The following is a 13026-nucleotide window of genomic DNA, read 5'->3' on the forward strand; positions in this document are numbered from 1 at the left end:
GCTCACCAGGTTCCTCTGAATCCGTACCATGGGGTGTATGGCCTCTCAGGACTCAGTGCGTTCGATCAGCAGCGACTTCGCGACCACCCTCAAGCGAACCTTTGTGCCGGTGATCCTCCCACTGCTGGCAATGTGGTTGATGTTTGTTGTCTCGCTAGCCCTGGGCAACTGGTTCAACAGAACACTGGCGCTTGAGGCCCGGGACTTCAGCGGGCTGATCGGGATCCTGTTCATGCCACTTCTGCATGGCGGTTTTGGACACCTGATTGGAAATACGATGTCTTGGTTGGTCCTGGGCGGAATGACCTCACTCCTGACCAAGCGGTTCACCACCGTCATGGTGAGTCTTTGGCTGCTCTCCGGTGCAGTGCTGTGGATCATCGGCACACCCTGGGTCTGTCATGCTCCAGCCGGAACAGGCTGTGTGGTGAACCACATTGGTGCATCCACAGTGGTTTATGGCTTCGCAGCGTTCATCGTCACATATGCGATCCTCGCTCGCCGCTTCCTGCCCATGCTGTTCGGCCTCTGCGTCGCATTCGTCTACGGTCTGACCATGCTGGTGGGAATGCTGCCGATGACTCCCGGGGTGTCATGGACCGGACATCTGGCTGGTGCGATCGCTGGCGTCACCGTGGCTTTCTTCCTGACGAAGGAGGCCCGCGCGCAACGCGGACGAGCCTCCTCCTCCGGGAACGAACAGATCCAGTACTAGTTCTCCTCAAGCAGCTGCGTCACCAGAGCTGCGATCCGGCTTCGCTCGGATCGAGTCAGAGTCATATGAGCGAAGAGCGGGTTGCCCTTGAGGATCTCCACTACCGCTGCCACGCCGTCGTGCCGCCCGACGCGCAGATTGTCGCGCTGTGCGACATCGTGCGTGAGCACGATCTTGGAGTTCTGTCCCATACGGGACATTACGGTCAGTAGGACATTCTTCTCCAAGGACTGGGCCTCGTCGACAATCACCCAGGCATCGTGGAGTGATCGTCCACGGATGTGAGTCAGCGGCAGAACTTCCAAGAGTCCACGCGCCATCACCTCTTCGAGCACGTTCTCACTGACCAGCGCTCCCAATGTGTCGTAGACAGCCTGACCCCAGGGGTTCATCTTCTCCGACTCCGAACCTGGCAGGTACCCCAATTCCTGGCCCCCGACCGCGTACAGCGGCCGAAACACGATGATTTTCTTGTGTTCGCGGCGCTCCAACACAGCTTCCAGGCCTGCACAGAGCGCTAGGGCCGATTTACCCGTGCCTGCTCGGCCTCCCATCGAGACGATGCCGATCTCGCGGTCGGAGAGCATATCGATGGCGAGCCGCTGCTCCGCGGACCGACCGTGAAGTCCGAAGACCTCCCGGTCCCCACGGACCACCTGGACATACTTTCGGCTGGTGGCATCTACCTTGACCCGCCCCAGAGCGGAACCGTGGCTTGATTGAATCACCAAGCCAGTGTTGGCAGGCAGGTCGTCCGCGGCGTCGAGCTCAATATGCTCACCGTCGTAGAGTTCCCCCACCTGCTCCTCGGTTGCGCTGATCTGAGCCATCCCAGTCCAGCCGGAGTCAGTGACCCATTCGTTCCGGTACTCATCAGCAGCCAAGCCCATGGCTGAGGCTTTGACCCGCATGGGGAGGTCTTTGGACACGACTGTGACTTCCCGGCCTTCGTCAGCGAAGCTCTTGGCCACCGCCAGAATGCGCGAGTCGTTGTCACCCTGTCGAAAACCTGCAGGGAGCACGTTTTCGTTGATGTGATTGAGCTCCACCAGGAGGTGGCCACCCTGATCATTGAGCGGGACGGAGCAGTTCAGAGCTCCGTGCTTGACGCGCAGCTCGTCCAGCAGCCGAAGCGCAGACCGGGCGTAGTAGCCGAGCTCCGAATCATGACGTTTGTTCTCCAATTCGGAAATCACCACGATCGGGATGATGACCTCATGCTCTGCGAACCGAAGCACGGCTTTAGGGTCAGACAGCAGCACTGAGGTGTCGAGCACATAGGACTTCTGTGCCACCTCAGCAGCTACAGCAGTCTCGAAATCCTTAGCAACGACGGGAGGGGTGTTCAAGGAGGCCACAGTATCTCCAGACAAGGGTTTTCCGAGCGGAGTGCAGAAAAGGCCCCACAGCTGAGCAGATCCCTGTGACGGACTCGTCGTCCACTTCGAACTCTTCCCCAAGTTCGAGGTCTTCGACGTGCTCGTCCCAGTACTCGGCTGCAGGACCTGGTGCATCCCCGCAACAGTTCTCGGATGGTGGGCGGCAGGCCCTCAGCCGATTCCTCGGCCAGGGACCGAGCCGGCCCCATCTGCCTTGTGGCATCAAGCTGTGGGCCTTCCGGTCAGTGTTCTGACAGTTCCCAATGTAGACCTCTCCACGCCCCCGATGAGGGCAAACACACCGAAATGTGTGTGACATCTGGGTAAACACCAGCTAACGATTCCACGACGTCGACGCCACTGTTCCAGCAATGCGGCAGGAGACTAATGGCCGAAGCGCCGCTGGCGGTTCGAGTAGTCGCGCACCGCCCGGAGAAAGTCCACCCTGCGGAAATCAGGCCAGAGGGCCTCAGCAAAGTAGAACTCGGAGTACGCAGACTGCCACATCAGAAAACCGGACAGGCGCTGCTCGCCTGAGGTGCGAATGATCAGATCTGGATCCGGCTGCCCCCTGGTGTAGAGCCGTTCACCGATCTCAGCAGGAGTCAGTGACTCGGCAACCTCAGCGAGGGTCTTGCCCTCCTTGGCAGCGGCACGCATCAGGTCTTTAACTGAGTCGACGATCTCTTGCCTGCCTCCGTAACCCACCGCCACATTGATGTGAATGCAGGGCTCCTCATCCGGCGGATCTGCGTCATTGCTGAGCGACTGAGCCTCGACACGGGGAATGGCTCCGGTGGCGGTGGTGACATCCCAGAGCTTGGTGGCCAGCGGTTCCGGAAGAAGTTCGGGCTGACCCACAGGGTGAACCCGAACTGGACGACCCCCTGGCCTCGCCTCGGTCAGCCGGTCGAGCGTGTCGCTGATGATGCCCATCAGCTGTTCGAGCTCCTGCTCCGATCGGTTCATATTATCGGTGGACAGCATATAGAGCGTCACCGTGGGGATCCCAAGGTCAGCGCACCACCCGATGAACTCAACAATCTTGTCCGCACCGGCCATATGCCCGTCAGCGGTATGAGTGCCAGCCAGCCGGGCCCAGCGCCTGTTGCCATCGACCATGACCGCGATGTGCTGCGGCAGACGGCAGGAACGCAGGTCACTTCGCAGCCGCCTCTCATAGACGGCGTACGCCATATCTGTAAGGCCCAGCAGCGAGCGCTTCAACGGTCCGCGTTCAGTCACGTGCACCACTGTAGGGGATCGGCACGAACGGCACTCTCTACGTATAAGTTACCGACAAGTATCTTGTGAGATTAGACTGGCCCTATGGGCTCTGCCACCAGCCGCGGGCGAAACGTTGCACCCGCAGACCGACTGCTCGACACCGACGCACCACTCAAGCCCCGTCTTCGCGGCTGGCTGCATGCTGTGATGGTCCCGCTGGCTCTGATTGCCGGCGTAGTCGTCGTTGCCTTGGCCCCGACCACCACGCTGCGGATCGCTGCTGCAATCTACGCTATGACCGGACTTCTGCTGTTTGCGATCTCAGCGATCTACCACTTGGGTCGTTGGTCAGACCGGACAGCGCGAGTGCTCAAGCGCCTTGATCACACTAATATTCTGCTCATCATCGCTGGCACGTACACCCCCATGACGCTGGCACTGCTGGATGATCCCCAGCGCACCGTTCTGCTCTCCGCAGTGTGGATCGGCGCACTGGGCGGAGTGGCGTTCCGGCTCTTCTGGACCGATGCGCCGCGCTGGCTGTACACGGTGTTCTACATTGTGCTGGGGCTGGCCGCAGTCTGGTTTATCGGAGACTTCTTCGCCGCAGATGTGCGAGCAGCCGTCCTGATATGCGCCGGCGGCGTTGCCTACATCACCGGTGCGGTCTTCTACGCCATGAAGCGTCCCAACATCTCGGTGCACTGGTTCGGCTTCCATGAACTTTTCCACGCGTGCACCCTCGTGGGGTTCATCTGTCACTACATCGCCATTGTGATCTCAATCACCTGATTGCCGACAGCGCGGCACTGATCGAGGACACCGGGGCCAGACACACTCCCCCGCCTGCACCAGACAAACACACACTGAGCGTCAACTGTTGGCGGAAACTGATGACGACGCCGTCGCCGAGCGGCTCGACCGGAATCCCCAGCAGCGCACTGACGCGCCTGAGCTGAGCGAGGTCTGCCGGAGTGCCTCCGAGAATCCGGAACGCAGCTGACCCGGCGGCGGCCCGCCGGGCGGCTACGAGCGAGCCACCCACAGCCAGCGGCGCTTGGGGGCCAATGAGCGGGACATGGTGCAGGATATCTACAGCGCTGATCTCACCGACGGGAGGGTGCTGGAGAGCGGCAGCTGTTTGGAGCGCCTGCGCCAAGGCTGCGACGCTGCTGGGCTCGGGCCCGTCAATCGGTGAAGCAAGTTGTGGTCCGCTCTGTCCTGGTGCGGCCATGTCCTCAAAAGAGTCGGCCAGGGACCATGATGCGGCGTCCTGAGCGTCCCGCACGATGGCTCGGCTGAGCGTGTAGTCGAGCACTTGGCGGCCACGATTCACGCTGAGGGATTCTCTGCCGGTGCCGACCAGGGCTGAGGCCAGACTGAAGTACGCGTTGACTGTATGCGCATGATCGGCGAGAGTCCCCAGTTTTTTCCCGCGGACACCGTCATAGGATGTACGGCAGATGCGGGCACCGTCTGGACCGGATTCAGTGTGTACTGCCCACAGCTTATCGGCGAGCTTTTCTGCGAAACTCAGGGTCTCGGCGTCGTCCCAGATCATCGCAGCCTCAGCGAGCGACCGGATTGTCTGGGCGTTCCAGGAGGCAACCACCTTGTCGTCACGCGCGGGCTGTGGTCTTTCCTCCCGGGCCTTTCTCAGGTGCGGCGCCACTGCCTCCCATAGGGCCCGGTCATCCCCTGTGAGCGGTTCATCGAAGTGCAGGGTCCGCGCCGTGGCCTCGTTGATCTCTAGTGGGGCTCCGGCTCGCAGAGCATGCTCATCAGCGGGCACCCCCTGATTCAGAGCCGCAAACTCATGGGCCCGCGAGATGCTGAGTCCCGCGCTGGTGGCTAGCTGAATCAGCTGCTCGTCACTAAAGAGGTAGGTCGCACCCTCTTCGCGATGACCCTCGGCGTCCACCGTGTCAGCATCCAGCGAGGAGGCAAGCAGGCCCTGCGGCGTGAGCATTCGGTTCTTCAACCACTCCACGGTCATCCGGGCCACTCGTTCGGCACGCGCTTGAACGTCGGTGTCCGCGGCAGGGTGGCGGGAGAGGCGGGCGTAGGCGCTCAGGAGCTGGGCGTTGTCCAAGAGCATCTTCTCAAAGTGCGGCAGCTGCCAGGCGCGGTCTGTCGCGTACCGAGCAAACCCACCCTCGACATGGTCGAACAGCGCCGAACGAGCCATTGCCTCCATTGTGTGGATAGCCAATCCCCCGGCCCGGTCAGGCTCGCCAGTACCGTCGGGGTCTTCGGCGCGCAATGTCCAGGCGGATTCCTCCAGAAGCCAGGTCATCACTGGGGAGGGCGGGAACTTGGGGGCGGATCCGAACCCTCCGTGCACTGTGTCCTCATCGGCGATGAGCGCCTCGAGAATCTGGCCCGTGAGCTCCTGAAGACTTTCCCTACTGAGTGCAGGAGCGGGGGCGCCGTCGTCGGAGGTGTGCACCACGGTGGCCATCTGCGCCTGTCGCTGCCTTTGTTGGCCGAGCGCCTCGGCAATGGTTGCGGCTTGTTCCTCCACCTGCTCGCGACGCTGAACCCACGCCTCGTGTACCGCCTGGAGAACCTCGGCGAAAGACGGTACCTGACCAGCGCGCTGCGGTGGGAAGTACGTTCCGGCGTGGAAGACCCTGCCGTCGGGGAGCGCGAAGATACTCATGGGCCAGCCGCCCTGGCTGGTCATAGCCTGCGTGGCCGCCATATAGGCATCGTCAACATCGGGGTGTTCCTCACGGTCCACCTTAATGCTGACGAAACGCTCGTTGAGAAAGGCCGCGACTGCTTCGTCTTCGAAACTTTCGTGCGCCATCACATGGCACCAGTGGCAGGCGGCATAACCGATGGAGACGAACACTGGGGTGTCCCTGCGCTCAGCTTCGGCGAACGCATCACTCCCCCATGGCCACCAATCCACGGGATTGTCTGCATGCTGCCGAAGGTACGCCGACTGGGCATTGATCAAACGCTGTGCCATGATCCCCACCGTACCTGGGCTTCCTGCTTGCGACCCGCGTGCTGGTGCAGCGTCTGCTCAGGCGAGGCTCCGTCTTGCACCAGATGTCGAATCCGTGCGCTACCAGCACTGTCATTCCCTTCAAAGCGGTGTGATTCGACATTCCTCGGCTGTTGGCTGACTCAGCGGTGCAGGTTCAAAGTCTGGCCGATCTCACGCACAGCGCAGCGGAAGCCATCCCGGGCGTCGGCGTCGAAGTACCGCAGCACCGTCCATCCCCGAGCGTGAAAATGACGGTCAACTCTGCGGTCGCGTTTGGCTCGTTCAGGGTCAAAGTGACATGCACCGTCATACTGGATCGCGATGCGCCAATATGGATAACCCAAATCTGCACACGGCGAGCGGGGACGACGCGGATCCGCGGGCACCTGCAGCTCAGGCTCGGGCAGACCGGCGCGGAGGATAGCCAGCCGCAGTAGTGTCTCTTGCGCCGAGTCAGCCCCCACCCTGATCAGATCGGCCGCCGCTCGCGCTCTAGCTCGGCCAGGGGCACGCCGATGCCGACCAACCACCATACGGAGTGCCTCGATGGTGGTCCACGGCTCTGTCCGCTTTTCGAACCTCGGCCGAGGCCTGCGCACCAAGGAATCGCCAAGAACAGTGAGGGCCTCCACCGAGATCTCAGCAGCGGACTCACCCCACATGCGGTGCGCCGCGCTCACAGGCACTCCGCGAAAATACTGCACCTCATCCCGGTAGGCAGTGGCTCTATGACCGGCGACCCCCTGTCGGCGCACCGGGTTCCGCTGTGTGGACGGCACGGAAAGGTGAACGACGTCGTCCCTCTTGGCGCTCAGGGGCAGTCCACGTAGCCTGACGGCGGTCGTATGGGAAAGCCAGCTGCCAGGGAACTCTCCGACGAGGCCGAACGCCCTGGCCCGGTACAGTCCCTCAGAGTCCAAGACCTGAGCGGCTTCACGCTCGAGGTAGATGCCTGAGCCCAGCGTGACGATGTCATCGCGCTGGAGCCGGGACACCGCGACGTGGTGTTCGCGCAGCAGCCTGGCATTCAGCGGCTTGCCGCGTAGTTCGTTCGGCAAGGGTTCTGGATAGCGCACATCTCCAGGATGCCGAATCGCCGGTCAATTCACCTTGGTTTTCCACAAGGCTGTGGATAAACTCGCCTCGTAGGCGATGGCCCTTTGACAGATGTCAAAATTCCCCGCTCTCAGCCGAGCGCCGAAGCTGAAAAGAAGAACATCTGACATCTGGTGGCGCACAGGGCTCGCAAGGGCCTCTGCGCATGGGTCTAGGCGCGAGATTCGCTCTCTGGGGCGGTCTGTGTGCCCGAGGCAGAGCTGTGGTGGTCCGGGGCTGGGACTGCCGACCCGAACCGCGCATCAGCGGCTGCTGTCCGGGCGTGCTGCTGAGCCTCAGACATTCCGGCCGGAGTTATTTCCCCGGGGAACTCGGGTTCCTCGCCTGCGAGTTCAGCTTCAGCCAAGCTGCGGTACTTCATTCTCCGCATGCGTTTGGCGAGGTCCCGAACAACGAAGATCAGCATCACCACAATGAGCAGGGTGAACAGGAAACCCTCAATGCCCGGCGTGATATCAGCTTCAGTGAGCCCATCGCGCAGATCGGGAGATTCACCACCTCCACCGCCACCCGGCCACCATTGGGTCAGGGAGGGAGCTAACGCGTCAGCGGAAAAATACACAGAACCATTCTACGGGTTGCCTCTCAATCCGGAGAACAGGTCATTTTCAGGCAGAGAGGTCTCGACCCTCGAATGGGCCAACACAAAGTCGTCATAGGGCCAGACTTCGCGTAGGAAATCGTTAGGAGTCGCGAAGAAGAAGCCCTCCGGGTCAACCTGTGTGCGGTGCGCCTTCAGAGCTGCGTCTCGCGCTTCGAGGAACTCCCCCACCGGCACCTGGGTGGTGACTTCATGATTGGTCAGCCAGTCGGGCCGCTCGTCGGATTCCCAACGAGCGAGTCGCTCTCCGAACGGCGAGTTGATTCCAGCGGCGACCAGCGCCTCATGCAGGGCTCGGAACCGACCCGGGTTGAATGCTCGGTCGTAGTAAAGCTTCTGCGGCTGCCAGGGCTGACCACAATCGGGGTACTTCGAAGCGTCCCCTGCGGCATGGTAGGCCTCCACAGTGGTCTTGTGACTCATGATGTGGTCGGGGTGAGGATAGCCTCCAGACTCGTCATAGCACGTCACAACATGGGGCTGGAAGCGCCTGATCAGCCGAACTAGAGGGGCGCTGGCCAACTCCAGCGGCAGTGCGGCGTATGAGCCGAAGGGCAGTGGTGGGGGCGGGTCCCCTTCGGGCAGGCCTGAATCGACGAAGCCCAGCCAGACGTGCTGGACTCCGAGTGCTTCGGCGGCCTCGGCCATTTCCTGCCTCCGCACACCCGTCAGGTCCCGATGGCATTGCTGAATCTCAGCTGCAGCAGGGTTCAATAGGCTTCCGGCTTCTCCCCCGGTCACAGTGGCAACCATGACCTCCGCCCCGGCGTCAGCGTAGGCGGCCATCATGGCTGCGCCCTTTGAGGACTCATCATCAGGGTGCGCGTGGACGGCGAGCAGCCTCAGCCCTTCCGAATTCGGCACAGATGTGGATCCTCGCGGCGCACGGTCGTGAAGCTCTTGGGCCGCGGCCGAGGCGCGCGGATCGTCTGCGGGGACTGCCGAGACATCCAGGGCGGTTTCCGATGGCGTGGTCTGGTGCATAACCACATAGAATAGTCGCTGATGAGTATCACCGAGTCCGACAGCAACACTTCGCAGTCCGATGTGTCGAGGCGTTACGGTGCCGCGCGCAAGGGTATGGCGCCCCGAACCCAGAGGATCCTTATCTTCGGTGCACTTCTGGTGGCTTTCGCCACGACAGTATGGTTCACGATAAGTCTGAATGTAGGCCGACTGGAGTACCAGGATGTCGGGTACACGGTGGTATCCGATTCCCGTATCGAGGTCGATTTCGAGGTCACCAAAGACTTCGACGATACCGCACAGTGCATGCTTCACGCGCTTGACGATTCCTATGCGATTGTCGGAGCTCGCATCGTGACCATCGGCCCTCATGAGGGCGGCGGAGAATCAGACCGCAGCAACTACTACAACTCGGAATTGCTCACCGAGTACCGTGCCGTGACCGGTATCGTGGATTCCTGCTGGCTTGTCGATTGATAACTTAAGGCGCTTCTTGTCCTGAGGACCTGAAAAACAGTTCACAGTGGGCGCAAAAACGGGTTAATCGTTGAGATTTCGGTGATGCGTCTCTAAGATGTTTCATTACGCAACAACCCCGCCAGGGACGCCCCGGCGGGGTCTCTATTTAGGTAGCGGTCTGTGGAACTGACCTGTTGCCTGCAGATCAGAAGAGGAGAGCATCGTGTCCGCACACACCACAGAAGTCGAGGAAAACTCCCAGTGGCTGTCGCAGGAGGCCTACGATCGCCTTTCTGCTGAGCTGGATCAGCTCAAGGGCCCTGGCCGCCAGGAGGTCGTGGACCGTATCGCGTCGGCTCGCGAAGAGGGTGACCTCAAAGAGAACGGCGGGTACCACGCTGCCAAGGAAGAGCAGGGCAAGATCGAGGCTCGCATCTCTTACCTCTCTCGCCTGCTGGAGAACGCCAATGTTGGGGGCACTCCGCCCGACGACGGCGTTGTTGAGCCCGGCATGCTGGTAAAGGCTCATGTCGCCGGTCGTGAGATGGAATTCATCTTCGGTAACCGAGAGGTGGCCGGGGACACTGACCTCTCCGTCTACTCCGACGCCTCCCCTATGGGCGAGGCCATCAACGGCGCGAAGGAAGGCGACAAAGTCAGCTACACGGCGCCGAACGGCAAGGACATTGAGGTCGAGATTCTCTCAGCCCAGCCCTACACCGGATAGCAGGTGTTCGGCGGTTCGCCTCTAGTTCATCACCAGAGGCTCGTAGCCCTCTGCCCGCAAGGAGTTCAGCACCAGGGCCGAATGTTCTGAGCCTTTGGTCTCCATGTTGATCACGATCGACACATTGCCCATGGACAGTTCCCCGCCGATTCGGGAGTGGTCGACCCCTATGACATTGGCATCAGTGTCAGCGATGATCTTGGAGATTATCGCAAGTTCTCCTGGCCGATCCTTCAGCATGAGTTTCACAGTAAGAAAGCGGTCTGCGGCGGCTAACCCGTGCTGGATGACTCGGAGCATGAGCATTGGGTCAATGTTGCCGCCTGACAGAACTGCGACCACGCTGCGGGGGTTGATGCCCAACTCGGCGAGCTTGCCCTCCATCAGGGCGGCTACTCCTACGGCTCCTGCGGGCTCGACGATCAGCTTTGACCGTTCCATGAGGAAGATCAACGCCTTAGCAATGGCGTCCTCACTGACTGTGACAACATCGTCTACCAGCTCCTTGATGATCTCGAAAGGGATTTCGCCAGGGCGCCCGACGGCAATGCCATCCGCAATAGTGCGAACGCCCTTCAGCGGGACCAGTGCGTCAGCCGCAAGCGAAGGCGGGTAAGCCGCAGCGTTCTCTGCCTGGACCCCGATGAGCTTGATGGTGCGGCCCTGCATCGCAGCCTGCTGCTTCAACGCCACTGCAGCGCCTGCCAGGAGCCCTCCGCCGCCAATTCCCATCACCACGGTATCGACGTCTGGCTGCTGCTCGAGGATTTCTAGGCCAATGGTTCCCTGACCAGCCACCACGTGTGTGTGGTTGAACGGGTGAATAAATACCGCACCCGAGTCGTCAGAGAACTGTTGAGCCTCGGCCAGTGCTTCATCAACATTGGAGCCGTGCAGGATGACTTCGGCGCCGTGGTCACGCGTTGCGGCCAGCTTGGGCAGCGCCACTCCCCGCGGCATAAAAATGGTGGCCTCAACGCCGAGCTTCTTGGCAGCCAAAGCCACACCCTGCGCGTGGTTACCTGCCGACGCGGCAACGACGCCGCGGGACTTCTCTTCATCAGTGAGGCGAGCCATGCGCACATAGGCACCTCTGACCTTGAAGGACCCGGCCCGCTGCAGATTCTCCGCCTTGAGGTGCACAGTGGCACCGAGCATGCGCCCCAAAGCCCGCGAATGCTCCATGGGCGTGTCCACGATGACACCGTCGAGGAGTTCGCGCGCTGAGATAATGTCGCTCAGCTGCACGCTCAGTTGATGTCCGGGGAGTTCGATTGAGGCAGTGTTGGTCATTTCTGGGACGCGTCCTTGTCTTCGTCGTCAACTGGTGCGCGACGCGGGCGCTCAGTATCTCGGCCGGTTGCGGGGACTGGATCTGGGGTCTCCGGACTATTCTGCTGTTCCGATGAGGCCTTGCTGCGCCCGGCACCGTGCTTATGAGGGTCCAGGACGGGAATGGTCTCAAAAATGCGGCGCTTCAGGGTATCCATGCTGGCCTGTTCCTCCGCTTCGCGTTGCTCCTGCTGGGCGGCTCGGCGCAGGACCTCCTCTTTGACTGTACGCTCCATAGCCAAAGCTTCCGAATCTCCGCGCCACTCTTCCTTGTTCAGGTACTGAGTTGCGCGTTTAATGAAGGCCAGAACGGGCACTGCGAAGAGCGCTCCGATGAGTCCGAGGAGTGTGGAGCCTGCAGTGACGGCTAGCACCACTGCAAGTGGGTGGAGTTTGACCGCCTTGCCCATGATGATCGGCTGCAGCACGTTCGATTCGATCTGTTGGACCAGAAGCACCACACCGAGCATGAGCAGTGCTGTCATGAAGTCATGGGCGACGAAAGCTAGCAGGACCGCGACAGCGCCCGTCACGACGGCGCCGACCACAGGAACGAATCCACCAAAGAAGACCAGCACGGCGATCGGCAACGCAAGTGGGACGTCGAGGATCACAGCACCGATGTAGATGCCGACCGCATCAACAAACGCCACAAACACTTGAACCCTCATGTAGGTTCCGACTGCCGTCCATCCTCGGCGGCCCGCACCGTGGATGGCCGGACGGTGCCTGGCGGGTGTGAACAGGACCATAAAGTCCCAGATTCTGCGACCGTCGGAAAGGAAGAAGATCAAGGTGAAAAGGACCAGAACGGTGCCGATGGCTATGTTCCCTGCGACGGACCCCACTCCAGCGGCCCCGGACATGATGGCATCTGAGTTTTCTTCGAGCCAGGCGATGGCCTCTTGGATGCCCTGGTCGAACTGTTCGGTGGAAATCTCTAGACCGAAGTCGCGAGCGAGCTCATCCGCCCACTCGATGAGTTCGAAGATTCCCGTCTCCACTTGCCCTGCCATCTCGGCGAAGCCGGAGACGATCTCACTTCCCACCAGGAACAGGATGCCGACAACACCGCCGAGAAGTACCAGGATTGACGTCAGCGCCGCGAGGATCTGAGGGAATTTCACCCTGCGCAGGGCATCGTGCAGGGGCCGCAGAAGCGAGGCCAGGAGTCCTGCTATGAGCAGCGAAATGAGCAGCAGCATCACGTGACTGAGGAGCCATATCATCACACCTGCTGCAATGAGGATGATAATCACACGCCATGACCACTCTGCGGCGATCCGCACCCCCCACGGAATGTCTTGGCGGAGTCGGTTCTCATCTGAGACCTTCAGCTCAGCCTGCCCGTTATTGGCGGCCGGCGGCGCGGAGTCCCCGGCTGGTGGATGGTCCGCAGCGTAAGTGGTGGCGGCTGGCGCCGGGTTCTCTGGTGTGTGACCAGTGTTCATGGCGTCCATCTTGTCACGGAACGAAGCCACGGCTTTGTGCCTGGGCTGATGTCAT

General features: G+C 61.2%; 12 protein-coding genes. 4 read left to right on the forward strand and 8 right to left on the reverse strand.

What is annotated here, in order from left to right; all coding sequences use genetic code 11:
* Positions 1 to 37 precede the first annotated feature (37 nt).
* Positions 38 to 715: a rhomboid family intramembrane serine protease gene (locus tag FEF26_RS02695; protein WP_166432888.1), complete on the forward strand. Its 678-nt coding sequence runs from the start codon at positions 38 to 40 to the stop codon at positions 713 to 715.
* Here FEF26_RS02695 and FEF26_RS02700 read toward each other — a convergent pair.
* Both FEF26_RS02700 and uppS read right to left on the reverse strand, forming a co-directional pair.
* The gene (locus FEF26_RS02700; protein ID WP_243730379.1) at positions 712 to 2010 is read right to left on the reverse strand and encodes an RNA 5'-3' helicase PhoH2; all 1299 of its coding nucleotides are present in this window, start codon (positions 2008 to 2010) and stop codon (positions 712 to 714) included. The genes FEF26_RS02695 and FEF26_RS02700 overlap by 4 nt on opposite strands.
* Before the next feature lie 468 nt (positions 2011 to 2478).
* On the reverse strand, positions 2479 to 3291 hold the full coding sequence (uppS, locus tag FEF26_RS02705) for a polyprenyl diphosphate synthase (RefSeq protein WP_138252067.1): 813 nt from the start codon (positions 3289 to 3291) through the stop codon (positions 2479 to 2481).
* 132 nt (positions 3292 to 3423) lie between these two features.
* On the opposite strand from uppS, the gene trhA reads away from it, so the two are divergent.
* Entirely contained in the window at positions 3424 to 4113 is a 690-nt protein-coding gene (trhA, locus tag FEF26_RS02710) for a PAQR family membrane homeostasis protein TrhA (protein WP_138252003.1), read from the forward strand.
* Here the strand turns inward: trhA and FEF26_RS02715 are convergent.
* The 4 genes from FEF26_RS02715 to mca all read right to left on the reverse strand — a co-directional run bounded on the left by FEF26_RS02715 (position 4106) and on the right by mca (position 9020).
* Positions 4106 to 6298, reverse strand: coding sequence for a thioredoxin domain-containing protein (locus FEF26_RS02715; RefSeq protein WP_138252004.1), 2193 nt, complete (start codon positions 6296 to 6298; stop codon positions 4106 to 4108). The two genes, trhA and FEF26_RS02715, sit on opposite strands and share 8 nt — an antisense overlap.
* A 161-nt stretch (positions 6299 to 6459) precedes the next feature.
* A complete protein-coding gene (locus FEF26_RS02720) occupies positions 6460 to 7395 on the reverse strand; it encodes a PDDEXK family nuclease (RefSeq protein WP_138252005.1) in 936 nt (311 codons plus the stop codon).
* A gap of 191 nt (positions 7396 to 7586) precedes the next feature.
* Positions 7587 to 7997, reverse strand: a complete 411-nt coding sequence (locus tag FEF26_RS02725) for a hypothetical protein (RefSeq protein ID WP_138252006.1) — start codon at positions 7995 to 7997, stop codon at positions 7587 to 7589.
* 9 nt (positions 7998 to 8006) lie between these two features.
* The gene (gene mca / locus FEF26_RS02730) at positions 8007 to 9020 is read right to left on the reverse strand and encodes a mycothiol conjugate amidase Mca (RefSeq protein ID WP_138252007.1); all 1014 of its coding nucleotides are present in this window, start codon (positions 9018 to 9020) and stop codon (positions 8007 to 8009) included.
* Positions 9021 to 9041: 21 nt separating this feature from the next.
* On the opposite strand from mca, the gene FEF26_RS02735 reads away from it, so the two are divergent.
* Positions 9042 to 9479, forward strand: coding sequence for a DUF4307 domain-containing protein (locus tag FEF26_RS02735; protein ID WP_138252008.1), 438 nt, complete (start codon positions 9042 to 9044; stop codon positions 9477 to 9479).
* A 205-nt stretch (positions 9480 to 9684) separates the two neighbouring features.
* Positions 9685 to 10188: a transcription elongation factor GreA gene (greA, locus tag FEF26_RS02740; RefSeq protein ID WP_138252009.1), complete on the forward strand. Its 504-nt coding sequence runs from the start codon at positions 9685 to 9687 to the stop codon at positions 10186 to 10188.
* Between the two features lie 21 nt (positions 10189 to 10209).
* Here greA and ilvA read toward each other — a convergent pair whose 3' ends face one another.
* Positions 10210 to 11481: a threonine ammonia-lyase gene (gene ilvA / locus FEF26_RS02745; protein ID WP_138252010.1), complete on the reverse strand. Its 1272-nt coding sequence runs from the start codon at positions 11479 to 11481 to the stop codon at positions 10210 to 10212.
* Complete coding sequence (locus tag FEF26_RS02750) at positions 11478 to 13001, reverse strand: AI-2E family transporter (protein WP_243730368.1); 1524 nt, start codon at positions 12999 to 13001, stop codon at positions 11478 to 11480. The genes ilvA and FEF26_RS02750 overlap by 4 nt, the downstream gene beginning before the upstream one ends.
* Between the last annotated feature and the right edge of the window lie 25 nt (positions 13002 to 13026).

The sequence above is a fragment of the Nesterenkonia salmonea genome, from assembly GCF_005771525.1.
Lineage (GTDB): Bacteria > Actinomycetota > Actinomycetes > Actinomycetales > Micrococcaceae > Nesterenkonia > Nesterenkonia salmonea.

What these genes read in the sequence shown, in the direction of transcription:
- FEF26_RS02715 (WP_138252004.1), bottom strand. Translation starts at nt 6,298, where the DNA reads ATGGCACAGCGTTTGATCAATGCCCAGTCGGCGTACCTTCGGCAGCAT.
- FEF26_RS02695 (WP_166432888.1), top strand. Translation starts at nt 38, where the DNA reads ATGGCCTCTCAGGACTCAGTGCGTTCGATCAGCAGCGACTTCGCGACC.
- FEF26_RS02735 (WP_138252008.1), top strand. Translation starts at nt 9,042, where the DNA reads ATGAGTATCACCGAGTCCGACAGCAACACTTCGCAGTCCGATGTGTCG.
- uppS (WP_138252067.1), bottom strand. Translation starts at nt 3,291, where the DNA reads ATGGCGTACGCCGTCTATGAGAGGCGGCTGCGAAGTGACCTGCGTTCC.
- ilvA (WP_138252010.1), bottom strand. Translation starts at nt 11,481, where the DNA reads ATGACCAACACTGCCTCAATCGAACTCCCCGGACATCAACTGAGCGTG.
- mca (WP_138252007.1), bottom strand. Translation starts at nt 9,020, where the DNA reads ATGCACCAGACCACGCCATCGGAAACCGCCCTGGATGTCTCGGCAGTC.
- trhA (WP_138252003.1), top strand. Translation starts at nt 3,424, where the DNA reads ATGGGCTCTGCCACCAGCCGCGGGCGAAACGTTGCACCCGCAGACCGA.